20 protein-coding genes are annotated in these 24,690 nt (G+C 60.0%); 9 read left to right on the top strand and 11 right to left on the bottom strand.

The window, feature by feature from the left end:
- Nucleotides 1–7: 7 nt before the first annotated feature.
- Nucleotides 8–3,076: a formate dehydrogenase-N subunit alpha gene (gene fdnG / locus VNZ65_RS04775; protein WP_325666603.1), complete on the bottom strand. Its 3,069-nt coding sequence runs from the start codon at nucleotides 3,074–3,076 to the stop codon at nucleotides 8–10.
- 229 nt (nucleotides 3,077–3,305) lie between these two features.
- On the opposite strand from fdnG, the gene VNZ65_RS04770 reads away from it, so the two are divergent.
- From VNZ65_RS04770 to VNZ65_RS04755, 4 genes are all read left to right on the top strand, one after another.
- Complete coding sequence (locus VNZ65_RS04770) at nucleotides 3,306–4,187, top strand: Kdo hydroxylase family protein (protein WP_325666601.1); 882 nt, start codon at nucleotides 3,306–3,308, stop codon at nucleotides 4,185–4,187.
- Nucleotides 4,184–5,530 carry a lipid IV(A) 3-deoxy-D-manno-octulosonic acid transferase gene (waaA, locus tag VNZ65_RS04765; RefSeq protein ID WP_325666599.1) on the top strand — a complete coding sequence of 449 codons (1,347 nt, stop codon included), beginning with the start codon at nucleotides 4,184–4,186 and terminating at the stop codon, nucleotides 5,528–5,530. The genes VNZ65_RS04770 and waaA overlap by 4 nt, the downstream gene beginning before the upstream one ends.
- Before the next feature lie 2 nt (nucleotides 5,531–5,532).
- The gene (locus tag VNZ65_RS04760) at nucleotides 5,533–6,333 is read left to right on the top strand and encodes a YdcF family protein (RefSeq protein ID WP_325666597.1); all 801 of its coding nucleotides are present in this window, start codon (nucleotides 5,533–5,535) and stop codon (nucleotides 6,331–6,333) included.
- Between the two features lie 189 nt (nucleotides 6,334–6,522).
- Entirely contained in the window at nucleotides 6,523–7,137 is a 615-nt protein-coding gene (locus tag VNZ65_RS04755; protein ID WP_325666595.1) for a 2'-5' RNA ligase family protein, read from the top strand.
- A gap of 120 nt (nucleotides 7,138–7,257) precedes the next feature.
- On the opposite strand, the gene VNZ65_RS04750 is transcribed toward VNZ65_RS04755, so the two are convergent.
- The 3 genes from VNZ65_RS04750 to VNZ65_RS04740 are packed head-to-tail and all read right to left on the bottom strand — an operon-like array spanning nucleotide 7,258 to nucleotide 13,062.
- The gene (locus VNZ65_RS04750) at nucleotides 7,258–8,688 is read right to left on the bottom strand and encodes an efflux transporter outer membrane subunit (RefSeq protein WP_325666593.1); all 1,431 of its coding nucleotides are present in this window, start codon (nucleotides 8,686–8,688) and stop codon (nucleotides 7,258–7,260) included.
- Nucleotides 8,681–11,833 carry an efflux RND transporter permease subunit gene (locus VNZ65_RS04745; protein WP_325666591.1) on the bottom strand — a complete coding sequence of 1,051 codons (3,153 nt, stop codon included), beginning with the start codon at nucleotides 11,831–11,833 and terminating at the stop codon, nucleotides 8,681–8,683. Before VNZ65_RS04745 ends, VNZ65_RS04750 begins: the two co-directional genes overlap by 8 nt.
- 11 nt (nucleotides 11,834–11,844) lie before the next feature.
- Nucleotides 11,845–13,062: an efflux RND transporter periplasmic adaptor subunit gene (locus VNZ65_RS04740; protein ID WP_325666589.1), complete on the bottom strand. Its 1,218-nt coding sequence runs from the start codon at nucleotides 13,060–13,062 to the stop codon at nucleotides 11,845–11,847.
- Nucleotides 13,063–13,334: 272 nt separating this feature from the next.
- On the opposite strand from VNZ65_RS04740, the gene VNZ65_RS04735 reads away from it, so the two are divergent.
- Nucleotides 13,335–13,979, top strand: coding sequence for a TetR family transcriptional regulator (locus VNZ65_RS04735; RefSeq protein WP_325666587.1), 645 nt, complete (start codon nucleotides 13,335–13,337; stop codon nucleotides 13,977–13,979).
- A 110-nt stretch (nucleotides 13,980–14,089) separates the two neighbouring features.
- On the opposite strand, the gene VNZ65_RS04730 is transcribed toward VNZ65_RS04735, so the two are convergent.
- The 5 genes from VNZ65_RS04730 to VNZ65_RS04710 all read right to left on the bottom strand — a co-directional run bounded on the left by VNZ65_RS04730 (nucleotide 14,090) and on the right by VNZ65_RS04710 (nucleotide 19,434).
- Nucleotides 14,090–15,391 (bottom strand): TolC family outer membrane protein, encoded by a 1,302-nt coding sequence (locus VNZ65_RS04730; protein WP_325666586.1) that lies wholly within the window; start codon nucleotides 15,389–15,391, stop codon nucleotides 14,090–14,092.
- Between the two features lie 31 nt (nucleotides 15,392–15,422).
- A complete protein-coding gene (locus VNZ65_RS04725) occupies nucleotides 15,423–15,746 on the bottom strand; it encodes a rhodanese-like domain-containing protein (RefSeq protein ID WP_325666584.1) in 324 nt (107 codons plus the stop codon).
- An 8-nt stretch (nucleotides 15,747–15,754) separates the two neighbouring features.
- Nucleotides 15,755–16,420, bottom strand: a complete 666-nt coding sequence (locus VNZ65_RS04720) for a protein-L-isoaspartate O-methyltransferase (protein WP_325666582.1) — start codon at nucleotides 16,418–16,420, stop codon at nucleotides 15,755–15,757.
- A gap of 143 nt (nucleotides 16,421–16,563) precedes the next feature.
- Nucleotides 16,564–17,217 (bottom strand): TetR/AcrR family transcriptional regulator, encoded by a 654-nt coding sequence (locus VNZ65_RS04715; protein ID WP_325666580.1) that lies wholly within the window; start codon nucleotides 17,215–17,217, stop codon nucleotides 16,564–16,566.
- Between the two features lie 150 nt (nucleotides 17,218–17,367).
- Nucleotides 17,368–19,434 (bottom strand): aminotransferase class V-fold PLP-dependent enzyme, encoded by a 2,067-nt coding sequence (locus VNZ65_RS04710; RefSeq protein ID WP_325666578.1) that lies wholly within the window; start codon nucleotides 19,432–19,434, stop codon nucleotides 17,368–17,370.
- Nucleotides 19,435–19,557: 123 nt separating this feature from the next.
- Here VNZ65_RS04710 and VNZ65_RS04705 point away from each other — a divergent pair, with 123 nt between their 5' ends.
- On the top strand, nucleotides 19,558–20,037 hold the full coding sequence (locus VNZ65_RS04705; RefSeq protein WP_325666576.1) for an Lrp/AsnC family transcriptional regulator: 480 nt from the start codon (nucleotides 19,558–19,560) through the stop codon (nucleotides 20,035–20,037).
- Between the two features lie 38 nt (nucleotides 20,038–20,075).
- Here VNZ65_RS04705 and VNZ65_RS04700 read toward each other — a convergent pair whose 3' ends face one another.
- Nucleotides 20,076–21,758, bottom strand: coding sequence for a BBE domain-containing protein (locus VNZ65_RS04700; RefSeq protein WP_325666574.1), 1,683 nt, complete (start codon nucleotides 21,756–21,758; stop codon nucleotides 20,076–20,078).
- 99 nt (nucleotides 21,759–21,857) lie between these two features.
- Nucleotides 21,858–22,577, bottom strand: a complete 720-nt coding sequence (locus VNZ65_RS04695; RefSeq protein ID WP_325666572.1) for a lytic polysaccharide monooxygenase — start codon at nucleotides 22,575–22,577, stop codon at nucleotides 21,858–21,860.
- 226 nt (nucleotides 22,578–22,803) lie between these two features.
- Here VNZ65_RS04695 and VNZ65_RS04690 point away from each other — a divergent pair, with 226 nt between their 5' ends.
- From VNZ65_RS04690 to VNZ65_RS04680, 3 genes are all read left to right on the top strand, one after another.
- The gene (locus VNZ65_RS04690; RefSeq protein WP_325666570.1) at nucleotides 22,804–23,073 is read left to right on the top strand and encodes a YkgJ family cysteine cluster protein; all 270 of its coding nucleotides are present in this window, start codon (nucleotides 22,804–22,806) and stop codon (nucleotides 23,071–23,073) included.
- Nucleotides 23,074–23,122: 49 nt separating this feature from the next.
- Nucleotides 23,123–23,695 (top strand): DUF1439 domain-containing protein, encoded by a 573-nt coding sequence (locus tag VNZ65_RS04685; protein ID WP_325666568.1) that lies wholly within the window; start codon nucleotides 23,123–23,125, stop codon nucleotides 23,693–23,695.
- Between the two features lie 96 nt (nucleotides 23,696–23,791).
- Nucleotides 23,792–24,637, top strand: coding sequence for an undecaprenyl-diphosphate phosphatase (locus VNZ65_RS04680; RefSeq protein ID WP_325666566.1), 846 nt, complete (start codon nucleotides 23,792–23,794; stop codon nucleotides 24,635–24,637).
- The last annotated feature ends 53 nt before the right edge of the window (nucleotides 24,638–24,690 follow it).

Here is a 24,690-nt window from a genome sequence, read left to right as displayed (position 1 = left end):
GTTTCTCCTATGCCTTCTCAACCTTGACCAGGAACGACTTGAATTCCGGTGTTTGCGAATTGCCATCTCCCACGCCCGGCGTCAGCGTGTTAGCGAGATAGCCCGGTTTGGTCAGGCCCTTGAAACCCCAGTGGATCGGGATGCCGACGTGATGTACAGGTTTGCCTTCAATCGTCATTTTCTTGATGCGTTTGGTGACCACCGCCACGGCGACGATGTGGCCGCGCTTGGAGCTGACCTTGACCCGCTCGCCGGCGACCACTCCGACTTCCTTCGCCAGGTCTTCGCCGATTTCAACAAACTGCTCGGGCTGGATGATGGCGTTGAGGCGGGCGTGCTTGGTCCAGTAATGGAAATGCTCGGTGAGCCGGTAAGTGGTGCCGACATGCGGGAAGGCGTCGGCCTTGCCGAACATGGCGCGGTCGTCCGGGAATACGCGTGCGCCCGGATTGCTGGTAGCCGCCGGATTTTTCGGAAACAGCGGGTTGTAGCCGACCGGCGTTTCAAACGGTTCGTAGTGGACCGGGAACGGCCCCTCCGCCATGCCGGCCTTGGCAAAGAAACGCGCTACGCCTTCCGGATTCATGATGAACGGTCCCATGCCGCCGGCAGGCGCTTCATCCACCTTGAAGTCGGGAACATCGGCCCCGCCCCATTTTTGACCATTCCAGCCGATCAGCTTGCGCCTGGCGTCGAACGGCTTGCCATTGAGGTCGCACGAAGCGCGGTTGTACAGGATGCGGCGGTTGGCCGGCCAGGCCCAGGCCCAGTTGAGGGTCTGGCCGATGCCGGTCGGGTCTGCATTGTCGCGGCGCGCCATCTGGTTGCCGGCTTCGGTCCAGCAGCCGGCAAAGATCCAGCAGCCGGAGGCGGTGCTGCCATCGTCGCGCAGTTCGGCAAAACCGGCTATCTGTTCATTTTTCTTGCGCACGATCTTGCTGGCATCCTTGGGATCGGCCAGATCGCTCAGCGCGCGGCCGTTGAACTCCTTGGCCAGCTCTTCCGCAGTCGGACTTTCCGGATTAGCGTAGGGCCACGACAGCTTGACGATAGGATCCGGATACTTGCCGCCATCGGCGGCATACATCTTGCGCATTTTCAGGAACAGGGTCGACATGATTTCCAGGTCGCTGCGCGCTTCGCCCGGCGGCTCTGCGCCTTTCCAGTGCCATTGCAGCCAGCGGCCGGAGTTCACCAGAGAACCTTCTTCCTCGGCAAAGCAGGTGGTCGGCAGGCGGAACACTTCGGTCTGTATCTGGCTGGAGTCGACGTCGTTGAATTCACCGTAGTTTTTCCAGAACTCGGAGGTTTCGGTAGCGAGCGGGTCCATCACCACTAGGAACTTCAGCTTGGCCAGGCTGGCGCCGATCTTGCCCTTGTCCGGCGCTGCCGCCAGCGGGTTGAAGCCCTGCGCGATATAGCCGTTGACCTTGCCTTGCTTCATCAGCTCGAACACTTGCAGCATGTCGTAGGGCTTGTCCAGCTTGGGCAGGTAGTCGTAGCCCCAGTTGTTGTCCGCGGTGGCGGCGTCGCCCCACCAGGACTTCATCAGGCTGACGTGGAATTTGCCGTAGTTCTGCCAATAGCTCAGCTGATTGGGACGCAGCGGCTTGCTGGCGCGGGCGGCGATGTACTTGCCGAAATCCTGTTCGGATTCCGACGGCAGCGTCATGTAGCCCGGCAGCAGGTTGGTCATCAGTCCGAGATCGGTCAGGCCCTGGATATTCGAATGGCCGCGCAGGGCATTCATGCCGCCGCCGGCGATGCCGATATTGCCAAGCAGCAGTTGCACCATGGCGCCGGTGCGGATGATCTGCGAACCGATCGAATGCTGGGTCCAGCCGAGCGCATACAAGATGGTGCCGGCGCGCGTCGGCGAGGCGGTGGAGGCCAGCATCTCGCACACTTTCAGGAATTTGTCCTTGGGCGTGCCGCACACGCTTTCCACCATTTCCGGCGTATAGCGCTCGTAGTGATGCTTCATCAGGTTGAAGACGCAGCGCGGATGCGCCAGGGTCGGGTCGGTTTTGACAAAACCGTCCTCGCCCAGTTCGTAGTCCCAGCTGGTCTTGCTGTAGTTGTGCTTGTCCGCGTTGTAGCCGGAAAAAATGCCGTCCTCGAAGGTATAGTCTTCGCGCACGATGAAGCTGAAGTCCGTGTAGTTCTTGACGTACTCGTGCTGGATCTGGTCCTTTTCCAGCAGGTAGCGGATGACGCCGCCCAGGAAAATGATATCGGTGCCGGTACGGATGGGCGCATAGAAATCCGCCACTGAGGCCGAGCGCGTAAAGCGCGGATCGACCACGATCAGCTTTGCCTTGTTATGCGCCTTGGCTTCGGTCACCCATTTGAATCCGCATGGATGGGCTTCGGCGGCATTGCCGCCCATGATAAGTATTACATCCGCATTCTTGATGTCGACCCAATGATTCGTCATCGCTCCACGGCCAAACGTCGGGGCAAGACCTGCCACCGTCGGACCGTGTCAGACACGCGCCTGGTTGTCGAACGCTAGCATCCCGAGGCTGCGCATGGTTTTGTGGGTCAGGTAGCCGACTTCATTGCTGCTGGCCGAGGCTGCCAGCATGCCTGTGGTCAGCCAGCGGTTGACGGTCAGGCCTTCCGGCGTCTTTTCCACGAAATTGGCGTCGCGATCCTGTTTCATCAGGGTGGCGATGCGGTTCAGGGCATCGTCCCACGACATGCGTTTCCATTCCTTCGAACCCGGCGCCCGGTATTCCGGGTATTGCAGGCGGTTGGGACTGTGCACGAAATCCAGCAGGGACGCACCCTTGGGACAGAGCGTGCCGCGGTTGACCGGATGGTCCGGATCGCCTTCGATATGGATGATGCTGGCTTTGGCATTCTTGGCGCCGTCGCCGAGGCTGTACATCAGGATTCCGCAACTGACTGAGCAGTAGGGGCAGGTGTTGCGGGTTTCGACACTGCGCGTCAGCTTGTAGCTGCGGACTTCCGCCAGCGCGGGCGCCGGTGAAAATCCCATGAGCGCCAGGCTCGAGCCTGCCAGGGTAGCACCAGTGGTCCTGAGGAACTGGCGCCGCGACATGTGAACCATGGGTAGACCTCTCTTTGTGCATTAATGCCAAACAGTGTTCCAGACATGCTGTTTTATTATAGGATGGATTGTCGATTGACAATAGAAGGAAATGTGACTGCCATGCAGCACCAGCAATCTATCCAACCCCGTCAGTAAAACATTCTGAAACTTAACTATTTAGCAATTATATATCAGGCGGATAGATAGCGTGGTTCACGCCGTCATTGCAACGCGGCATAATACGGCCATGGAACAACAAATCATTGAAATCGATATTGCCGACTGGCAGATCAATACCCCCAACTCCGCCTGGATTTCCGCGCTGGAGGCTGGCAAAGTCCTGTATTTTCCCCATCTGAGCTTTGCCTTCACTGCCGATGAGCAGCGCTTCCTGACGCCAGCCATTCGCGATCCGAAGAGCCGCAACATCAGCCTCGACGCCAACGGCAAGCTCAAGGGTGCGCTGGGCGATGCGGCGGACCAGGCTGCGCTGGCGCAGATGATCGGGCGTTTCCGCAGTCAGGCGCAGCAACTGATACATTCTCTGCTGCCTGCTTATGCCGACGCGCGCAGCGAATTGCGCATGGCGCCCACCAGCTACCGGCCGATGCAGGTGGAAACCCGTTCCCAGTCCTGGCGCGCTGACGACCGCCGTCTGCATGTCGATGCTTTCCCTTCACGCCCGAATTACGGCGAGCGCATCCTGCGCGTGTTTGCCAACGTCAATCCGGAAGGCGTGCCGCGCGTCTGGCGGGTCGGCGAACCGTTTGAAGATGTCGCGCAGCGCTTCCTGCCGCGCGTAAAAGCCTATTCGCGCTGGCAGGCGCAGGCGCTGAACGCTCTGCATGTCACCAAATCCCTGCGTAGCGAATACGACCATCTGATGCTGCAGCTGCACGACGCCATGAAGTCCGATCCGGACTACCAGAAAAATGGTCTGCAAGTGACCCAGCCGTTTGCCGCCGGATCGGTGTGGGTCTGTTTTTCCGACCAGACGCCGCACGCGGTGATGGCCGGCCAGTACATGATGGAGCAAACCTTGCACCTGCCGGCCGCCAAGCAATACGACCCAGGCGCCAGCCCGCTGGCGATCCTGCGCCGCCTGACCGGCCGCGCGCTGACCGAATGAAGGCTGCAGCGGGGTTTGATGCAGGCCGGGCCTGGCGCATCCGTTTGCTGTATTCCGCAGTGTGGTGGCTGGCGATGCCGATGGTATTGCTGCGTCTGTGGCGGCGTGGCGGCAAGGAACCGGGTTATCGCCAGCATGTGGCCGAGCGCATCGGTTTTTATCCGCCTTTGCCGGCGCAGCTGGCCGCGTCCAGATTCATCTGGGTGCACGCGGTCTCGGTGGGCGAGACGCGTGCGGCTGAACCCTTGATCAAAGCCTTGCTTGAGGCTTATCCCGACCATGTGGTTCTGCTGACGCACATGACCGCGACCGGCCGCGCGACCGGCATGCAGCTGTTCGGGCAGTCGCCGCGCGTGCTGCAATCCTTTCTGCCTTACGACACCGGCTGGATGGCAGGCCGCTTCCTGCGCCATTTTTCGCCTTGCCTGTGCGTGCTGATGGAGACCGAAGTGTGGCCGAACCTGATCGTCCAGTGCGGACGCTACAAGGTGCCGGTGGCGCTGGCCAACGCGCGCCTGTCGGAGCGTTCCCTGCGGCGCGGCAAGCGCTTTGCCACGCTGATGACGGAAGCCGCCAGCGGCATGTCATGCGTCGGCGCGCAAACCGATGCGGATGCCGGACGTTTGCGGCAACTGGGCGGCAGCAATGTGCAGGTCACCGGCAACCTGAAATTCGACGTCACGCCGGCGCCGGGTTTGCTGGCGCTGGGCGTTGAACTGCGCGCGCAGATCGGCCAGCGTTCGGTGCTGCTCTGTGCCAGCACCCGCGAAGGCGAGGAAGAACTGATTCTTGCGGCATTGTCCAAACGCCTGCAAGACCCCGGCGCTGCCGCTGCGCTGCCGCCAGATTTGCTGGTAGTGATCGTGCCGCGCCATCCCCAGCGTTTTGACGAGGTGGCGGTGCTGGCGGCGGCAAAAGACCTGCCGCCATTACGCCGCAGCAGCCTCGGCCAGCAGCCGGTGTCGGCCCAGGTCAAGGTGCTGGTGGGCGATTCCATGGGCGAGATGTTTGCCTATTACGCCATGTGCGACGTGGCTTTCATCGGCGGCAGCCTGTTGCCCATGGGCGGACAGAACCTGATCGAAGCGTTCGCGGTCGGCAAACCGGTACTGATCGGCCCGCATACTTTCAATTTTTCCGATATCACCGAACAGGCGATCGCTGCCGGCGCGGCGCAGCGGGTGAGCGACGTCGGCCACATGCTGGACGCGGCCTTCCAGCTGCTGCAGAGCGACCCGCAACGGCAGTCCATGGGTCAGCACGCCATCCAGTTCGCGCAGCGGCATCGCGGCGCCACAGAGCGCACCATGGCGTTGCTGACGCCATTTATCAAGGTTCACTGAACATGCATGCCACTGTCATTGCAACCAAATTCATCAGCAGCCTGCTGCTTTTGCCTGCCAGTCTGATCTTGCTGTGCATCGTCGGCATGTTCTTGCGGCGCAGCTACCCTAGCGTCGGCTTCGTCCTCAGTTTCGCCTCTTTGCTATTGCTTCTGGTGCTGAGTTCGGAAGTAGGAGCGTTGCTGCTGGCCGCACCGCTCGAACGACGGGTGCCGGCAATGGAAGCGAGCGCAGCCGGCGGCGCGCAGGCGATTGTCATACTGGGTGGCGGCCGCATAAGCAACGCCCCTGAATACAATGGCGAAGATATACCCAATTACCAGACGCTGGCGCGCTTGCGCTATGGCGCCAGGCTGCAGCGCCAGACCGGCTTGCCGATATTGGTGTCGGGCGGCATGCCGGACGGCTCGCGGGTATCGGAAGCCGCGCTGATGGCAAACAGCTTGCAGGAAGATTTTTCGGTGCCGGTAAAGTGGCGTGAAGAGGCGTCGGACGATACTGCCCAGAATGCCCAATTCTCTGCCGTGATTCTGCAGCAGGCCGGCGTCAGGAAAATCTTGCTGGTGACGGACGCCTTGCACATGTCGCGCGCGCAGAGGATGTTCACGCAGGCCGGGCTGGAGGTGGTGATTGCGCCGAGCATATTTTTCAGCCATGAGCGCCTTACCATCAAGAGTTTCTTGCCATCCGGAGAGGGGTTGCGAAGAAGTGATTATGCCATGCATGAGTGGCTGGGGATATTGTGGTTCACGATCCGCTCGGGCCAGTCACAGCCAGCCGGCGAGATTGCGGTCGCCAGCTGATGTGGATTTGAGCGTAGCAAACAGAAACGCCGCACTTGTGCGGCGTTTTTCATTATGTCTATGCTTCCGCCCATTTCGTATCAGGCGCGATAAGCCGTATCGTAGGATCATCGATTCTGCGTCGCCGGAAGCGCCTTTTTCGTCGCCGTGGTAAGTTGTTGTCGACAGTTCATTTGGAAAAGCCATTGTATGTCTACCAGAAAGACGTCGTTGCCCGGTTTCGATTCCTCGCAAAAGCCGACAGACCGCTTGCTCTTTGCCGTTATGCCTGAGAAACCCGCTGTTGCACGTATCGAACAGCTTACTCGCGCATTGTGCCTCGAGCATGACTTGCGCGGCGCCGCGGTGCATGCAGAGCAGTTGCACATTACTCTTGTGATACTGGGTGAATATCTGGGGCTGCCGCCTGATCTGCTTGCTGCCGCGGCTGGCGCCGCTTCACAGATTGCACAGACGGCGTTCAGAGTCCGCTTTGACTATGTCCAGACCTTCCGCAACAAATCCCGCGTGACAGGAAATTATCCGATTGTTCTTTGCGGTGACGAGGGTGTTGTTGGTCTGGAGACTCTGCATCAAGGCCTGTCAACCAGATTGCGCAATCTCGGCTTTAAGGGCATCTCCACAAGCATGACGCCTCACGTGACCTTGCTGTATGAGCCCGAGCCGGTTCCCGGCCAGGCGGTAGCGGCAGTCGAGTGGACGGTGGGCGAATTCGTATTGTTACAGCGCCATATCGACCAGCGCCGTCCTTATTCCATTTTAGGCAGTTGGCCCTTGCAGAAGGTTTCCTGGCCGCTGCAGTGATCAGTCGAGAGCCGTTTCGGAAGCTGGCGACATATCCTTTGTGTGCAATGGGAGCGCACAATAAAAACGCCGCACAAGTGCGGCGTTTTTCATTACATCAGTGCGTTGGCTGAATCCAGGTCAGGATTTCGCCGCCACCACGGTATTTTCATTCAAGCCGCCACCCAGCGAACGGTACAGGTCGATCGCATTGTTCAAGCGCAGCTGCCGCGTCTGAATCAAGGCTTGCTGTGCCGTGAACAGATCGCGTTGTGCATTGAGGTGATCGGTGGAACTGGCGATGCCGTTCTTGTAGCGCAGATCGGTCAGTTTCACGCGTTCTTCCTGGGCCTTGACGTAAGCGTCCTGCGCCGCCAGCTGCTCATCCAGCGTGCTGCGGGCAACCAGCGCATCGGAGACTTCCCTGAATGCGCTCTGGATGGTTTTTTCGTAGTTGGCGATCGCCAGATTCTTGCGAATCTCGCTCAGCGACAGGTTGGCGCGGTTGCGTCCGCCTTCAAAGATCGGCAGCGTCAGTTGCGGCACGAACGACCAGGTACGGCTGCCCGCCGAGAACAGGCTGCCCAGCGAAGTGCTGGAATTGCCGATGCCGGCGGTCAGTGAAATGGTCGGAAAGAAGGCGGCGCGGGCGGCGCCGATATTCGCGTTGGCCGAGCGCAGCTGCTGCTCTGCCTGGCGGATATCGGGACGGCGGTTCAGCAAGTCGGACGGCAGGCCGGCCGGAATCTCGCTGACGATCTTTTCATCCGACAGCGATTGCGATGCCGGCAGTTCGCCTAGCGGCTTGCCGACCAGAAGCACCAGGGCATTGGTCGCCTGGCCGCGCTGGCGCACCAGCGTGGCCAGCGAGACGCGTGCCGATTGCACCAGCGTTTCCGAGTTGCGCAGGTCAAGCGCCGACGAGGCGCCGACGTCGAAACGCATCTTGTCCAGCTTGTAGTCGTCCAGGCGGCTGTCCAGCGTCTGCTGCGCCAGCTGCTGCTGTTCGGCATACGACTGCTCCGTCAGATAAGCTTGGGCAACTTGCGAAATCAAGCTGATTTGCGCCGATTGCTTTGCTTCTTCAGTGGCCAGGTAACTCGCCAGGGCCGCATCTTTCAGGCTGCGCACGCGGCCGAAGAAATCCAGCTCGAACGCTGTCATGTTCAGGCCTACCGAGTAGGCAGTACCTACTGCGGGCACGCCCGGGATCAGCTGGTCGGCGGCGGTCCGGCTACGGGTGCGGCTGAAATTGCCGTTGAAATTCGGTAGTGCATCGGCAGCCGTGATGTCGTACTGCGCCCGCGCTTCCTCGATGTTCAAGGCAGCGGTGCGCAGGTCACGGTTGTTTTCCAGCGCGGAGGCGATCAGCGCTTGCAGGCGCTGGTCAGGAAAGAAATCGCGCCAGCCGAGTTCCACTGCATCGAATTGCACCTTGCCGTCGGCGGCAGCCGGATAGCTGCCAGACACCGGCGCCTCCGGCCGCACGTAGGTCGGCGCCATGGTGCAACCCGAGAGCACGCCTGCCAGCAGCAGGGCGCCGGTCAGGCTCTTGGGGAAAGTGTTAAACATGCTGATTCTCCACATCTATTTTTTTGTTGGCGTCGTGCAGTTTCTGCTGGCGCTCGCTGCCCTTGAAGAACTTGCGCACCACCACGAAGAACACCGGCACCAGGAACACCGCCAGTACCGTCGCAGTGATCATGCCGCCCATGACGCCAGTACCGATGGCGCGCTGGCTGCCTGAACCGGCGCCGGTCTTGATCGCCAGCGGCAACACGCCGAGGATGAACGCAAACGAGGTCATCAGGATCGGACGGAAACGCAGATGGACTGCTTCCAGCGTCGCTTCGATCAGGCCCTTGCCTTCAGCCTGCAGGTCTTTGGCGAACTCGATGATCAGAATCGCGTTCTTGGCCGACAAGCCGACCACGGTAATCATACCGACCTTGAAGTAGACGTCGTTCGGCATGCCGCGCAAGGTAACCCCCAGCAGCGCGCCGAGAATACCCAGCGGCACCACCAGCATCACTGCCAGCGGGATCGAAGTGCTTTCATACAGAGCCGCCAGCACCAGGAACACGGCGATCAGCGACAGCAGGTACAGCATCGGCGCTTGCGAACCGGAAGTCTTTTCTTCCAGCGACTGGCCGGTCCATTCGAAGCCGAAGCCTGGCGGCAGCTTGGCAGTCAGCGCTTCCATTTCATCCATCGCTTCGCCGGTGCTATGGCCAGGCGAGGCGCCACCGGAGATTTTCATCGCCGGATAGCCGTTATAACGCGTCAGCTGCACCGGACCCTTGATCCATTCCGACGTAGTGAACGACGAGAACGGCACCATGGTGCCAGCGGTGTTCTTGACATACAGCTTGGCCAGGTCTTCCGGTTGCAGACGTTGCGGCGCATCTGCCTGCACGATCACGCGTTGCTGACGACCCTGGTTCGGGAAGTCATTGACATAGGAAGAACCGAGCGCAGTCGACAGCGTGCTGTTGATGGCGCTGAACGATACGCCCAGTGCATTCGCCTTGTCGCGGTCGATATTGAGCTGCAGCTGCGGCGAATCTTCCAGGCCTTCAGGACGCACACCGGCCAGTATCTTGCTCTGCGAAGCCATGCCGAGCAACTGGTTACGGGCATTGGTCAATGCAGCATGACCTTGTCCCGAACGGTCTTGCAGGCGGAAGGTGAAGCCGGTAGCGTTACCCAGTTCAGGGATCGGCGGCGGATTCAGCGGATAGACGATGGCGTCCTTGATTTGCGAAAACGCGCCAAATGCCTTGCCAGCGATGGCATCGGCCGATTCGGCAGGTCCGCGCTCGCTCCAGTCCTTCAGCGGCGTGAACACCAGGCCGGCATTCTGGCCGTTACCGGAGAAGCTGAAGCCGGTAATCGCCACCACATTGGCTACCGCGGGCAGTTTCGCGTAGTAAGCTTCGATCTGCTTGATGACTTCCAGGGTACGGTTGCTGCTGGCGCCAGCGGGCAATTGCACGTTGGTGACGATGTAACCCTGGTCTTCGCTCGGCAGGAACGATGCCGGCAGGCGTGTGTAAAGCAAGCCCACGCAAATCAGGATGGCGCCGTATACCAGCAGGTAGCGGCCGGTCTTGGTCAGCATCTTGGCGACGAAGCCTTGATAGCGGTTGGTGGTCGCGGTGAACCTGTTGTTGAACCAGCCGAAGAAGCCTTTCTTCTCCTGATGGTGGCCTTTTTCGACCGGTTTCAGGATGGTGGCGCACAGCGCAGGCGTCAGCGAAAATGCCATCAATACCGAGAACACCATCGAAGCCACCATGGCCAGCGAGAACTGTTTATAGATCGCGCCAACTGCACCACTGAAGAATGCCATCGGGATGAATACCGCAATCAGCACCAGCGTAATACCGATCAGCGCGCCGGTAATCTGGCCCATCGCCTTACGGGTTGCTTCACGCGGCGACAAGCCTTCTTCGCTCATGATGCGTTCGACGTTTTCCACCACCACGATCGCATCATCGATCAGGATACCGATTGCCAGCACCATGCCGAACATGGTCAGCACGTTGATCGAAAAACCAAACAACAGCAAGGTGGCAAAAGTACCCATCAGCGCCACCGGAACGACGATGGTTGGAATCAGGGTGTAGCGAATGTTTTGCAGGAACAGATACATCACCAGGAACACCAGGATGATCGCTTCTACCAGGGTCTTGACCACTTCTTCAATCGAAATCTTGACGAATTTCGAGGTGTCGTAAGGGATCTCGTACTTGACGCCGGCAGGGAAGTATTTCGACAGCTCCAGCATCTTGGCTTTGACTGCGGTTGCGGTGCCCAGGGCGTTGGCTGTCGGCGACAACTGCACGCCGACGAAGGAAGTCGGCTTGCCGTCGAGACGGCCGGCAGTGGCGTAAGACTGGCCGCCGATTTCGATGCGCGCAACGTCGCGCAGACGGACGATGGAACCGTCCGAATTGGCGCGCAGCTGGATTTTTCCGAATTGTTCGACGGTATTCAACTGACCGGTAGCGACCACGGTGGCAGAAATCTGCTGACTGCCTGGGCTAGGGAGATCACCCAGTGTACCGCCGGCGACCAGCGCATTTTGCGCGGTGATTGCAGCAGTGACATCTGCGGGAGTCAGGTTCAGACCAACCAGTTTGGCCGGATCGATCCAGATCCGCATGGCGCGTTCGGTACCGAACAGTTGTGCCTGGCCGACGCCTGGCACGCGTTTGATTTCATTCAGCACGTTACGCGACAAATAGTCGCCCAATGCGATTGGATCGAGCTTGCCGTCGGTCGAAGACAGACCGATAAACATCAGGAAGTTACTGCGTGACTTGGTGACTTGCACACCATTCTGCGTCACAACTGCCGGCAGCCGTGCTTCCACCCGTTTCAGGCGGTTCTGCACATCCACCGAAGCCAGGTCGGCGTTGGTTTCCGGCGAAAACGTGACAGTGATCGAAACCGAGCCGTCAGCCTGGCTTTGCGATTCGATGTACTGCAAGCCGTCGGCGCCGTTCATTTCCTGTTCGATCAGGCTGGTAACGCTATCGTCGATGGTTTGCGCGGTTGCGCCGGGATAGGCTGCGCTGACGACAATCGTCGGCGGTGCAATCGAAGGATACTGGGCCACCGGTAATTGCGTGATCGCCAGAGCACCCCCGAGCAGGATGAAAACGGCGAGCACCCACGCAAATACGGGGCGATCGATGAAAAACTTGCCCATCAGTAGGCTCCTTATTTAGCTTTAGATGTTGAATCAGCTTGCGGAGCGGCAGGTGCGGCTGCAGTTGCTGCAGCTGGGGCTGCGGCTGGTTTCCAGGGCGCTGGATTGACCACTGCGCCCGGTTTCACCTTTTGCAAACCATCGACGATGACCTTGTCGCCAGCTTTCAAGCCTTCAGTGACGATCCATTTGTCGCCTTGTGCGGTATCGGCTTTCACCGGCTGCACTGACACCTTGTTGTCAGCGCCGACCAGGAACACCGACGCGCCGTTGAGGTCGCGCTGGACAGCCTGTTGCGGCACGGTCAGGGCGTCAGCATTGACAGCCTGCTCAAGTTTGGCGCGCACATACATGCCTGGCAGCAGGGAGTGGTCCGGATTCGGGAACTCGGCGCGCAAGGTGACGGAACCGGTATTCGGATCCACCGTCAGGTCGGAAAACAGCAACTTGCCCGATTGCGGATAAGCGTGGCCATCTTCGGTTTCCAGCGTGACCTTGGCTTGGCCCTGGCCGGCGCTTTGCAGCTGGCCGTTGCGCATCGCTTCCTGCAACTTCAGGATGTCGGTGCTGGACTGGGTCAGGTTGACGTAGATCGGATCGATCTGCTGCACGGTTGCCAGCTGGGTGACTTCACCTTGGCCGACCAGCGCGCCTTCAGTCACCAATGCCTTGCCGATGCGGCCGGAAATCGGCGAAGTCACGGTGGCGTAGCCCAGGTTCAGGCTGGCGGTTTCGCGTGCGGCCTTGGCCGAGGCGACATCTGCCGCGGCTTGCTTTTGCGCTGCCACGGTGTCGTCGTAGTCCTGCTTGCTGACGGCATTCACTTCGACCAGCGGTTTATAGCGCTGGGCCTTGAGCGTGGCGGTAGTCAGATTTGCTTCAGCCTTGGCCAGTGCTGCCTGCGCGCTGTCGTAGGTGGCGCGCAATGGCGCCGGATCGATCAGGTACAGCGTCTGGCCAGCCTTGACGTCGCTGCCTTCGCGGAAAGTGCGCTTGAGCACGATACCGGCGGCGCGGGCGCCGATCTGGGCGATGCGGGTGGCTTCCAGGCGGCCTGGCAATTCGGTTGTGAGAGCAAGCCGTTCCGGTGCGATGGTGACGATGGAGACTCCGGCTGGAGGCGGCGCACCTTGAGCGTCCGGCTTTTTGCCGCAGGCGGCCACCGCGGACAATACCGCGACAGCCAGGGTGATACGCGTGAGACGACTGATAGAGCTAACTGAATTCATAAAATTCTCGCACGGTAATTGAGGAAAGACTGCAAATCTGACAGGTGACTCTGCTTCTGGAAATGACATAGGATATATAAGTAATTGCTTTGGTGCACCGGCGGCTACTGTTCCAGCGGAAAGCGGGTCGAGCGGCCGGAATCCTGCTATTATACATACATGCACGAATGTATGTGCTGGCTTGCGTAAATGCGAGTACCGAGTATATGTTGCTATTTAATTATTTGCTGCGATTGCACAAAGTATCGTAACAGTTTGGAGGTCGGCTCAAAATGGCTAGAAGTACAAAAGAAGAAGCACTGGAAACGCGTGGCCGCATCCTGGATGCGGCAGCGGAAGTGTTTCATCAGCACGGCGTGGCGCGCACTACGCTGGCGGATATAGCCAGTGCAGCCGACGTCACGCGCGGTGCTATCTATTGGCACTTCAAGAACAAGAGCGATTTATTCGATGCCATGTGCGAGCGGGTACGCCTGCCGATGGAAGCGATGATCGAAAAAACCGCCGACGAAAATGCGCACGATCCACTAAATCAATTCCGCAACCGATGTTTGTTTACCTTGCAAGAAGCGACGCTCAATCCGCAGTCGCGCAAAATCTTTGAAATCGTTCTGCACAAGTGCGAACTGGTGGATCCGCAGGATCCGATTTATATCCGCCAGCATGAGTGTTTTTTGCAGGGCCGTACCGACATAGAGCGCTTGCTGCGCTTTGCGGTCGCAAAAGGGCAGCTGCCGCGCGATCTAGATCCTATCTTGGCTGCGGTCATGGTGCAAGGGCTGTTGTTCGGAATTTTGCATAACTGGACTTTCAGCCCGCACAGTTTCGATCTCACCGAGAACGTATCGAAGGTGGTCGACAACTGCATCCACATGTTCAAGACCTCGCCGTTCATGCTGAAAAACGCGCCGGCCTGAGTGCATCGGGCTACGTTTGAATAGTATCCGCCAGCGGCCGCTTCAGGCGTGCAGGCCGGCGCAGAACGCCGCCGGCTGCGGCTGAGAGGCGGATACAGGCTGCTGCCGCTTCAATAAACTGCGGGCGTCAGCAAGACATTGACCTGCTGCAGATCTTCTTCTTTCAAGGTGCCTACCGCCGACTTCAGCTTGAGGCTGTTCATCAAGGTGTCGTAGCGCGCCTTGGCCAAATCCCTGCGTGTCGAAAACAGCTGCTGTTGCGCATTCAACACATCGATATTGATGCGCACGCCCACCTGGTAGCCCAAACGGTTGGAATCCAGCGATGACTGGCTCGAAATTTCCGCTGCTTCATAGGCTTTCACCTGGGCCAGGCCGCTGCTGACACCGAGGTAGGCCTGGCGCGCATTCAAGGCCGCGGTCCTGCGCGCATTTTCCAGATCGGCGCGGGCCTTGTCTTCCAGGGCGACTGCCTGGCGCACGCTGCTGTTGACGGCGCCGCCGGCATACAGAGGAATGGTCCACTGCACGCCGATCGAGTTGGCGGTCTGCGTAACATTGTTGAAAGGGATATCGCTGCCGCTGACGTCGGCGTGCGCGCGGCTGGCAATCAGGTCGACTGTCGGCAGATGGCCGGCGCGCGCTTTCTTGATGTCGTACTTGGCCGTATCCAGCGCTATCTGCTGGCCGACCACGCCGAAATTCTGGTCCTCGGCGCTGCTGACCCAGGTTTCTATCGCGGCCGGCTGCGGCGCGCTCAGCTGCACACCGGGACGCAAGGTCGCCAATGGCGCCGGCGGCTTGCCGATGATCTGCTGCAGCACATTGCGCGCGACTTCGAGATTGTTGGTGGCGGCGATTTCCTGCGCGATCACCAGATCGTAGCTGGCTTGCGCTTCGTTGGTATCGGTAATGGTCGCTGTGCCGACTTCAAAATTGCGCTTGGCGGATGCCAGCTGTTCGGCGATCGCGCTCTTCTGCGCCTGCAGGGAAGCCAGCACGTCCTGCGCCGTCAGCGTATCGAAGTAAGCCTGGCTGACACGCAGGATCAGGTCCTGCTGCGCCTGGGCGAAGCGGACTTCGCTGGCGGCCACCGACAGCTTGCTTTCCTGGTACTGCTGCCAGTAGGCGGGCCGGAACAGCGGTTGGGTCAGCTGCAGGCTGTAGTTGTTGGTGATGGTGTTCCACGATTGTCCGGAGCGGCTGTAATTGCCGCCAAAGCCGACCACCGGCAACAGCGCCGCGCGGCCCTGCACGCTGGCCTCGTTGCCGGCGCTGAGCGCGTAGCGGGCGCTGGTGTAGACCGGGTCGTTGGCCAGCGCCTGCTGGTAGGTTTGCACCAGATCGACGGCATGCGCGTTCACGGCCAGCAACGCGCTCACAATCAAGGAGGCCATCAGGGTATTGCGCATTGCACTCTCCGGGCGATGTCGGCAGGTTTGTTTAGTAGGTCGGCATGGCCGGATCAACCTGCTGCGCCCAGGCATGGACGCCGCCGGTCAGATTGCTTATCGCGGAAAATCCGTGGCGTTCGAGGAAGGCTGCGACCTGCATGCTGCGCGCGCCATGGTGACAGATGCAGACGATCGCCTGTTCTTCTTCCAGGTCGTTCAGGTGCGCCGGCACCGTCTGCATCGGCATCAGCTGTGCTGCCGCGATGTGGCAGGTCTCGTATTCCCACGGTTCCCGCACATCCAGCAGCAACGGCGTCGGCCGCTGCGGATCAGCGATCCAGGCGGCCAGTTCTGAGGCGGTGAGATGTTGCATAGGCTCGCTTAGAACTTGAACTGGGAATGTACAGCAGCTTCGCGCAACGGCTTGACGTCGGTTTCAAACAGATTGACCGTGCTGTAGCTGGTGTCCGAAGTGCGGGTGATGATCTGCGCAAACATCACGGGCGCGTCGCCCACGATGGCGACGAGACGGCCGCCGACATTGAGCTGCTTGAGGAAAGCGTCCGGCAGCACCGACAGCGAACCGGAAATGAAGATCACGTCGAAACTCTTGGTTTCGCTGAGGTCCCAGCCCTGGGCGCCGTTGCCCTGCATGACGTCGACATTGGTGATGCCATAGGCAGCCAGGTTGCCGGCGGCCAGCGCCTTCAATTCCGGATCGATTTCAACCGTGGTGACGTGTCTCGCCTTGTAGCACAGCAAGGCCGCCATATAGCCCGAGCCAGAGCCGATTTCCAATACCTGCTCATGTTTCTTGATGGCAGCTTCCTGCAGCAAGCGCGCTTCGATCTTCGGCGCCAGCATGCTTTCGCCGTTAGCGCCCGGCAGCGGGATCTCGGTATCGGAAAATGCCAGGCTCTTGTAGGCGGCCGGCACGAAATCTTCACGGCGGACTACCGTCAGCAATTCCAGAACGTCCAGGTCCAGCACGTTCCACGGGCGAATTTGCTGTTCGATCATATTGAAGCGGGCTTGTTCGATATTCATGGTTAAGGCTCGGTAATGAAAAATAAAGGGCTCATTCTATCAAAGGCCACCCTTAAAAACCTATTGCACGCTGTGGCAAAACTGGCAAAACACCGTTGTACAACGGTTATCCCGGATTTACGGCGCCTGAGCAGGGCCCATGCTCAGGGGGAAGCAGGGTCCGGCGGCTTTTGCAAGCCGTTCAGGCACAAATCGATGAAACTTTCCAGATAGCTGGCCGAATCCAGCGGTTCCGCATGGCAGGGGTTGAACGCTTGTTGCCACATCATCAGCATGATCACCGGCGCGATCACCACGTTGGCGGTCTGGCGCACGTCGATGGCGCGGAATTCGCCGCGTTCGACGCCGCGCTCCAGCATGCGCACTATCATGGCGTCGCCGCGGACGCTGACTTCTTCGCGGTAAAACGTCGCCAGCTCCGGGAAATTGGCCGATTCCGCCATCATCAGTTTGGTGATGCCTGCCACCTTGGTGGCGCCGATGCGCTCCCACCAGCCCAGGATCAGCTCGCGGAACAGATCGGCGCTGCTGCCGCCGTAGCCGTCGATGATGTCTTCGGCTTCATCCAGGATCGGCAGCATGCTTTCACGCACCACGGCCTTGAACAGCTCCTCCTTGTTTTCGAAATACAGGTACAGCGTCCCTTTCGACACCCCTGCCCTGGCCGCGACATCGCCCAGCCGGGTGGCGGCGAAACCGCGTTCGACGAATATGTCCAGCGCGGCCGCCAGCAGTTCCTGCGGACGCGCTTCTTTACGTCTTGCCCAACGGGGTTTGGAGCTGAAAGGGCAGTTCATGAATCCTTGGCTTTGCAAATTACTGACTTAAGAGTCATTAATGTAAGCGGCAATGCGCCGGGTGTCAACGTCGGATCTGCGATGGGAGGGAATTGCATGGCTGGCGCCGCCGGCTGTACACGACAGCCGGCGGGCTAAAACCTGGTGTTTTCAGGCTGCCTTGGGGTAATCCAGCTGGAGCGTGGTGCTGGCCAGGGCCAGTCCGCCATTGAGCTGCCAGGCGTTCCGGTAGCCGAGCCGGCGCAGGCAGGCGACGGCCTTGCCGCTGCGGTTGCCGCTGCGGCAGAAAAATACCAGGGGCACTTGAGCGCCATGCAGCCATTGGTGCAGGTGGGAGACAAGGCTGCTGAGCGGCACATGCAAGACCGTTTGCCCGGCTGCCGATGTCATCCCCGCAGCGTGCTCATAAGCTTCGCGCACATCGATCAGCAGCGTGCCGGGATGGGCGGCCAGGAACGGCGCAAGGGCCGCGGTTTCCAGGTTCATGTCGTCGGCGCTGCTATCTGTCGGGTGCTGTTCGGCACGCAAGCTGGTGCACAGCAGGCTGGTTTCGTCGCGTGCCGTACAGAGCAGGGTGTCTGGCGCGACGAGGGCCGGATCGAGCGCCGCCGCCGGCAACGCGCCGATGAAGGCAAAATGCGCCGCAGATGTTTCTGCTGTGGCATCGCCCAGCAGATAGATCTGGTGTTCGCCCTGACTCTTGCGCAGCAATGTCAGCGTACCCAGTGTGAGCTCGGCACTGTCCGGCGCCGGCCAGCCAAATGCGTCGCTGCCGCTGCCTGGTTCGCCATGGCTGCCCAGGGCCTGCGTCAGCTGCAGCCGGTTTTCTTCGTGTTCCGGCAGCGCGCCGGTGCTGAGAACGGCGCGCAGCTGATAGCCGCGGCTGCGCACATAGCTGGCCAGCCGCTCCGTCAGCAAGGGCGAAGGATCAATGATGACGCAGCTCTGGCTGGTTTCATCCGCCAGCAGCCAGGCATTGGCGCCGTCCAGGTGGAAACGCAGTACGTCGTCGGCGGCGCTTGCCGGCGTCGTGGCGGCGATGCCCTGGCGCCAGGCCACGCCGCAATGTTCGATGCGCGCGCAGGCGGCGCTGATGAAGGCTTCGTCGGCCAGCGGTCCGAACGACATGCGGATCGCCGAACTGCTGCGCCAGTGCGGCAGCTGCATCGCTTCCAGCACATAGCTGGGCGCGCTCTTGGCGGCGGAACAGGCGCTGCCGGAACTGACACGCAACTGGGCGGCGTCGAACAGGTCCAGCAATTCCTTGCTGGCCAGGCCCGGTACGGAAAAATTCAGGGTGGTCGGCAGCGTCTTTTCCAGCGGCTGGTTGAACACGATGTCGGGAAAGGCAATCCGCAGGCTGGCTACCAGGCGCGTGCGGAAATCGTAGAGTTGCCGATGGCTGCGGAAGGTGGCGCCATCTTCCAGGGCGCCCAGAACCGCACCCAGGGCGGCGATGCCAGCCATGTTTTCGGTGCCGGAGCGCTGTCCGGATTCCTGCCCGCCGCCCATGATCAAGGGCGTAAACGGCGCTCCCGGCCGTACATACAGCATGCCTATGCCTTTGGGCGCATACAGCTTGTGGCCGGAAAAAGTCGCGTAGTCGATGCGCGTCGCTTTCAGGTCCAGCGGCATCTTGCCCAGCGCCTGGACGCAGTCGACCAGCCAATAGGCGCTGCTGCCGCTGTGCTGCAATACCGCTTCTATCTGCGCCAGCTCGGAGATGACGCCAGTCTCGTTGTTGGCGGCCATGGTGCAAACCAGCGCGGCGTCGCCAGCCAGCTGGCGCAGGGCGGCGAGATCGTGCTGGCCATGCTGGTCGACCGGCAATTTTTTCAATTCGAGATGCAAGCCCAGCAAACGGTTCCAGTGCGCCAGGCTTTCGGGCACCGCCTTGTGTTCGGTTGCACCGTAGAGCAGGAAGCGGCCGATAGTCTGGCCGGCCGACTGCCGTTCGCGCAAGGCGCACAGCGCGGACAGCACGGCAGTCTGGATGCCCTCGGTGGCGCCGCTGTTGAACATCAGGCGGCCGTCGCCGGCGCCAAGCAGGCGCGCGGCGCGTTGCCGCACCTGGCTCATCATGGTCTTGGCCTGGATGCCGGTGGCATGGCTGCTGCTGGGGTTGCCAAAGCATTCTTTCATGGCGCGGGCGGCGGCGTCGATCGCGGCGGGCAAGACGGCAGTGGTGGCGTTGGCGTCGAGGTATATTTCAGTCATGGTTTTTCATCGGACAGTAAGCTTGTAAATAGTCTACTGTTTCGCATCGATAAAGACATTCTAAAAATCCCTGAATTTTGCTAATATGAAGAATATTTATACCTATATATATTACAAAACAGCATGAACGCACTCGACAAGTTTGATCACGCCATCCTTGCGGCGCTACAGATCGACGGCAGCCTGTCGGTCGCCGCGCTCAGCGAAAAGATCGATCTGTCCAGCACGCCATGCTGGAAACGCCTGAAACGACTGGAAGACGAGGGTTATATCGAACGCCGCGTCGCCATCGTCAACCGCGCGAAGATCGGCTTGCCGGTGACGGTGTTCGTCAGCGTGCGTACCGGCCAGCATGACGAAAAATGGCTGTCGAAGTTCGCGGCGGCCGTGACGGCCTTGCCGGAAGTCCAGGAATTCCATCGCATGAGCGGCGATGTCGACTATCTGCTGAAAGTCGTCACCACGGACATCCAGGGCTATGACCTTTTTTACAAGAAACTGATCAAGATCGCGCAGCTGTATGGTGTTTCATCGGCATTCTCGATGGAGCAGATCAAATCCACCACGGCGCTGCCGCTCGGACTGATCGCCAAGACCGGCTGAGCGGATTGCGCAGCATCCGCTCTTTGCCTGCGGCAGCGTCAAGGCATTTGCAGCGGAATCGACATTTCATGCCGGAACAGATTGCCCGGATCGATTTTCTGTTTCAGCGCGACCAGGAACTGCGCCTTGTCCATGTAGTACAGGGCAGGCCATTGCGGATCGACCCTGGTGTGCGCCGGGTCGCTGTATTTCATGTCGATATCGGGATAATTGATGTAGCAGCCTTGCCAGTCGGCCGATGGGTAGGGCTTGCCGGCGCTGGCTTCGGGCGTATAAGCCAGGATATAGGCATGGTACAGGCGGCTTAGCCAGGCCATGTGGAATTCATCGTCGGCGGCATCGGTCCAGTAGGTCTGGAACTGGCTTTTCAGAATCGAGCCGCGCTGCGGCACGCAGGTCTCATGGCTGCCGGCAAAGGCATTGATCGCGCCGCCATACGAGTCGATCTGCACCAGCGAGGCGTTGAGCCGCGGATCGTTGCCGTAGACGTACAGCACTTCCCATAGCTGGTCGCTGCCGGCAACCGGCACCGCCAGCGTCGGCTTGACCTGATAGCTCGATTTGTACTTGCCGCGCCGGTTGTCGCCCGAGCCATTGAACATCTGCGTCAGTGCGATCCAGTCCATGCGACGGGCGTTGCCGACGGCATCCTGGGCGCGCATGTTCATGCCGGCGTTTTTGCTGCGCTTGGGTGCAATATTCGGTTCCATGAAGGCATCGTTCAGACGGGCAGGCATGCCGGGGATATTGCTCATCGTGTGGACAAAATCGATGAATGGACCGTCTTTGCCGTTGCCGACATTGCCGTCGACGTCGGTGTACTGGATCACCAGGCCGATATTGCCGGCTGCGCGTGCATTCAGCTTGAACAGGGTGAACAGGCCGCCATTGCCGTTGTACGGCGCATTCCACTCGCTGTCGTGCCGCGCGAACCATTCGCCGTAGGTATCGAGCAAGCGCTTCAGCGCGCTGGCGCCGCCGGCGCGCTGGAGATCGTCCCAGGCATAGCTCAGGGCGAGGAAGTAAGCTTCTTTCGGCGCCTCCGGCAAATCCTTGAAGTAATAATTCAGGATGATGCCGAAATTGCCGCCGCCGGCGCCGCGGCAGGCGATGAACAGCTCGCGTTCGACGCCGTCGGAGGCCAGGTTCACGTGCCTGGCTGTCAGCCCTGTGCCTGTGCTGTTAGGCACCAGGATATCCACGCCCGCCAGCCAGTCGACGGTCAAGCCATGCAGGCGCGACAGCAAGCCGTAGCCGCCGCCGACGATGTGGCCGCCGGAACCGACCGAATAGCAGCTGCCGCCCGGCAGCGTCTTGCCGGTGCGCTTGTAGAGGTCGACATAGGCATCCCAGTTCTGATTGCCGGCCGCAACCCGGAATTTGTAGCGCACCGGATTGGCCGGCAGGACTTGGGACGCCAAGTCGCCGCTGCCGGAATAATCCATGCCGGTCATCAGGCCGACGTCGATGATGGCCAGTTTTTCGCCGGCGGATAATTTGTTGGAGACGAAACCCTCGTAGCAATGGCCGCCGCTGCGCACCGTGATGCGATTGCCGTTGTTGAGCGCGGCATTGGCAGCCTGCAAGGTTTCCTGCCAGGTCTTGCACACGTAAATGCTGCCGGCGCCGACATCGGGAGCAGCAGGGAAGCGCAGATTGAAGCCTTTCTGCAAGGCTGCATGGCGGCGGTCTTCATTGGTTACCTGTACAAAATCAGACATGCTTGTTCTCCGTCGGGTTGGACTGTGCTGCCAAAGATTTGCATGGCTGCCGGCGGCAATGCACTATGAGGTGGATTGCCGTTGGCCGCCTGCGCGGTTTTACTTTTTCGCGGCGCTGGCAACGATATTGACATCGCTGCAGTTGTAGAATCCCTCTCCGGCCGAGTCGACGCGCTGCCAGCGGGTATATAGAACGCGTTTGCCCAGCGTGTCCTTGAGATCAACATTCATCTCGTAGTAACCGGCCACCGGCTTGACATTGTCGAAACGGCCCACTTCTTCCAGATCATTCCAGGTCAGGCTGGCCTTGGCCGCGTCGTAACCCGGCTTGGAAAGATAAATCACCCAGAAACTGGGGTCATGCGCCATGGTGGCCTTGAATTTCAGGCGCATCGCCTGGTTCTGGTCCTTGGTGACGGTACTGACATGCCAGTCCGGCGAGGGCAGGTCCATCCCGGATTTGTCGTTGCCGGCAACGCTGTTGCCCGCCGAACACAGCTGGTGATCGGGAATGGCCTTTTTAACTGCCTCGAAATCATTGTAGTCGGCGATGTTCTTGGCATATTCGTTCCATTGATTGAACTGGATGGTGGCCTGACTCTGATTGTTGTCGTGCTTTTTGTAGACTTCCTGATAAGCGGCCCTGCAGGCAGGATTCTTGATGCCGGAGCCGTCTGCCGGCCAGCTGAAATCCTGGGCCTGGTAACAGTTCAGTTGCCGTGCAACGGGAAATTCCACCGCGCCATGCCTGGCTTCGGCGTGCGCAGCCAGGCAAAGCGCCTGGAAAGCCAGTCCGCAAGCGATGTGACGAATTTTCATACCGACTCCTTTTTCAATTGGGAGTGGTCATTACACAGTTTCTTTCGCCGCAGCGTCACTGTCACAGTTGGCAGGTCGCATTAGCACAGCAGTATCCCGCCGTTGCGCAAAAGGTGATGCAAGACGCGAATGCAAGTAGAATCTGGCCTTTGCTTCAATCTGCATTGCTGTCGGCTGCGCACCTCCCCATGCTTGTTAAACCTATATTGATCGCCGAGGCCGTCGCATGAGTGCGCCGGGCCTGAGTTGCCGTCCCGATTGCGGCGCCTGTTGCACGGCGCCGTCGATTTCCTCGGCGATCCCTGGCATGCCGAATGGCAAGCCGGCGGGTGTGCGCTGCATTCAGCTGGATCCGGCCAACCTGTGCCGGATTTTCGGCAGCCCGCAACGGCCTGCGGTTTGCGCCAGCTTGCAGCCTGCTGCAGACATGTGCGGCAGCTCGCGCTCGCACGCCATGCACTACCTGGCAAAGCTTGAGCAATTGACCGCAGGGTAGAATCGATCCTGTTGCAGCTCTCATTTGCCCGAAAACAAGGAAAATCTGAATGAAATCAAACTGGCCTGTCTCGGGCAAGGTAGTTGCTGTGCTGCTGGCGCTTTGTGCTGCACTCTTGCTGGCGTCTTGCGCCGCTCTGATCGGACCGCGCGATGTCGCCTTCCCGCTGGCAAAATTGCAGCAGTCGGTGGACAAGCGCTTGCCGTTTTCGCAACGCTACCTGGGCGTCTTCGAGATTACCGCCAGCAAGGCTCGGCTCAGCCTGCCGCCTGAGCAGAACCGCCTGGCCATGAACACCGACGTTACGGTAGCGCTGCCGCTGCTGGGCAAGTCGTGGAGCGGCACGATGGCGATCTCCGGCATTCTGACCCTGGATAATCCGCATAACGCGGTGACCCTGGCCGACCCGAAACTGGACAGCCTGCTGCTCAACGGCCTGGACGACAGCTATGCTGCGCAAGTCACGCAGATCGGCAACCTGCTGGCGCGGCAGCTGCTGGCCAGCCTGCCGCTGTATACTTTCAAGCCGGAGGATCTGCGCTATGCAGGGGTCGCTTTCATGCCGACCCGCATCGCCACCAAACCGGAAAACCTGGTGGTCACCTTCGAGCCGGTAAAATAGCGGCTTGCTTTAAGAAAAACTCTCGCTACGCGGCGCTGGCCGGGACGGTATCATTCCTCCTGCGGCGTTTGTCCTTACTTCTTACCCCCACACCACATGGATATAATTCTCGCGTTAAAAGTGCTCATCATGGGCCTGGTCGAAGGTTTTACCGAGTTCTTGCCGATCTCGTCGACCGGTCACCTGATCCTGGCAGGCAGCCTGCTGGACTTTACCGCCGATATCGGCCGCGAGAAAGCTGAAGTATTCGAAATCGCCATCCAGGCCGGCGCCATTTTCGCGGTCTGCTGGGAATACCGCACGCGCATTGCCGCCGTGCTGCGCGGCTTACCCAGTGATTCCAAGGCGCGCAAGCTGGTGCTCAACCTGGTGATTGCCTTCATCCCGGCGGCGATCCTGGGCCTGCTGTTCAGCAAGATGATCAAGGAAAAGCTGTTTGCGCCGCTGCCGGTGGCGATCGCGCTGATTGTCGGCGGCTTCGTGATTCTCTGGGTCGAGCGCCGCCACAAGACGCATGGCAGCGTCGCGCGAGTCGACTCGGTCGACGACATGACGGCGCTGGATGCCTTGAAGATCGGCTTTGCCCAGGCTTTTGCGCTGATCCCCGGCACCAGCCGCTCCGGCGCCACGATTATCGGCGGCATGCTGTTTGGCCTGTCGCGCAAGGCTGCTACCGAGTTCTCGTTTTTCCTGGCGATCCCGACACTGTTTGCCGCCACCATCTATTCCCTGTATAAAGACCGCGCACTGCTGTCGGCGAGCGACATCCCGCTGTTTTCGATAGGCACCGTGGCGGCTTTCGTCTCGGCCTTCCTGTGCGTGCGCTGGTTGCTGCGTTATATCAGCAGCCATGATTTCACCGCGTTTGCGTGGTATCGCATCGTCTTCGGCCTGGTGGTGATCGTGACGGGTTATGCCGGCTGGGTCAGCTGGGTGCATTGAAGCTGCCCGGGAAGGCAGCGCTGAACCGGCTTTTAGTACAGTAAGTACAGTAA

The organism is Collimonas sp., from assembly GCF_035566555.1.
Taxonomy (GTDB): Bacteria; Pseudomonadota; Gammaproteobacteria; order Burkholderiales; family Burkholderiaceae_D; genus Collimonas.
This window is presented reverse-complemented; position numbering and strand designations above follow the sequence as displayed.